The sequence below is a fragment of the Deltaproteobacteria bacterium genome, from assembly GCA_016213065.1.
Classification (GTDB): domain Bacteria; phylum UBA10199; class UBA10199; order SPLOWO2-01-44-7; family SPLOWO2-01-44-7; genus JACRBV01.
This window is the reverse complement of sequence record JACRBV010000117.1, coordinates 1-2,052: the sequence shown is the minus strand read 5'-3', so window position 1 is coordinate 2,052 and position 2,052 is coordinate 1. Positions and strand designations below refer to the sequence as shown.

Genomic DNA, 2,052 nt, shown 5'->3' with positions numbered 1-2,052 from the left:
TTGTCGGGGAATTTTTTATGGGCATTCTCTTGCCAGGAATATTTCTTACAAAGATATCTTCACAATTAAAGCCAATTTTTTCAGCCAATTCCGCAATAATAAAATCAGTCGGTATCCTCACCTGTTTTACTAAACGATTCCCAATAACTAGTTCCTGCTGTAAAAGTCAAGGATATGGAAGGATATAGAGGAAGGGATGTGGCATGGGTGTTACGAGATTGCGGTTTTTAGGTTTTCGCAATCTCATTTTGGATCGTTTGAAGCAGTGAGAATGGTTTTGGTTCATTATTCGGGCATAGGACACCTCCGTTGACGAATTTTTATTTTTTGAGTTGAAGAAATTTCAAGGAGAGAGGGAAAGAAAAAATCGTTTGTGAACGGAAGCGGCAACAGCGCTGAAGCGAATCCATGACGATTCATGGTCTGGATTTTTTGCTCGGCATCGGTTCCAGCCGAACTTGCGTTTGGATAAAGAGATGAAGGCTTCGATCTGTTGGCGCTGGCGAATCATTCGACGATTGGCGGAAGATTTCTCGACATTTTTTCCGCGCGGTTGAAGTCCCGCAAGAATGTTGAGAGCTTTAAGCCATTGGACGCGCATGCGGGAAAAGAATCCGCGATCTCCCAAAATTTCTTTTGGAAGATGCCCGAATGTTTTCTTGAACCATCGCAGAGCCGGAAGCACAAGCGTTGCGTCGGAGACATTGGCATGGAAGGAGTCCACCACGTACAAACAATTTTTAACGACTGCCACAAGAATTTTCGGGCCGAATTCAGTGTTCAGGGGGAATTTACCTCTGACGATCGGTCGGACATGATCTTTGTGAAATGAAACGATGCGGTTGGGAATGTGAAGAAACCCCTGCCGAATCTGTTTCTGTTGGTGAAGGATCGTGCGGACTTTGAGTTCTGTGGTTTTGAGGTTTTGCAGAAATTGGAGGATATGTTTTGAAGTCGAAGCGCTCTTGCCGATCGTGTGAGTGGCGCGGCATCGCAAGTCTGTGAGTTGTTTGAGGTTGCGGCGGACAAATTGGAAAAGTTGTTTGTGAACTTTTTTTCTGGTTTTTTCTTTGGGTTTGGAAAGTTTGGAGAATTGGATAAAAATTTTCCGCGCCATCCTTTTGTAAGTGCGGTAAACCGGTTGGAGTCCCAACCGTTTTGCTTCGTCAAAAAGTTTCAGGATATTGTGGCGGCATCGTTCCAGAAGTTTAATGTCGGTCGGATAGTGAATGTCTAAAGGAACGCAAGTGGTGTCCACGATCAATTGACCGTTTTTCGTCAGCGATTTGCCGCGAGCGGCATGTTCGAGCACTGATTGGATCAGAGCCATCCCTTCCGGTCCAATCGCTTTGCGAAATTGCGAAAGTCCCGAAGCGGGATTCATGGTTCCTTTCACTTTGGTGGGATGGAGTCCACAAAAGAACATGGCGGGAATCGCGTCGCTACAATAGCCCACGGTCTCGCGGTCAGAAAAATTCTTGATGAATTTGATCATGAGCGTGCCGGCTTGCGCTCTGAGAGGAATGGTCGGGCGTCCCAAAGTCGGATGATAAAACCGGCTGAGAGCTTCTAAAAGATTCTTCCAATGAATCGCTTGAGAGAGTTTGACTAAGGGGTGATCCTTATCGATCACATATTCCGAGAACGGAAAGTCGCCGAATTCGTTTTGCGGGTCATCTTGGATTAACATGAGAAATTCTCCTTAAAAACTTTTGATTGTCAAAGAATAAAATCTTCAGGAAGTGTGGGAACATTATACCAAATATTTTGATTTCTTAGAACGCGTTCAAGAAATTAAGGAAATTCAGGATTGGGTCTGCAAGGTTTCGTGAGGGCTTCGACGGGCAGAATCGCGCAGTTGTGAGAAAATCGGCGACGACTTCATCCTCACCACCGACGAGAATCAATGAGACTTTTAAAGCAGGAACTACACAGTAGCCACAATCCCCCGATTCGGGGGATTGTGTTTTTTCAAATTCCTATACTAAAAATTAAAATCTGCCCCTGAAAAAGTACAGGGGCAGATTTTTTCCCAGTCCTTGACACAACGGA

At 45.0% G+C, this 2,052-nt stretch carries 1 protein-coding gene; it reads right to left on the bottom strand.

The window, feature by feature from the left end:
* Positions 1 to 343: 343 nt before the first annotated feature.
* Positions 344 to 1,690, bottom strand: coding sequence for a transposase (locus tag HY877_06680; protein MBI5299955.1), 1,347 nt, complete (start codon positions 1,688 to 1,690; stop codon positions 344 to 346).
* Positions 1,691 to 2,052 lie beyond the last annotated feature (362 nt).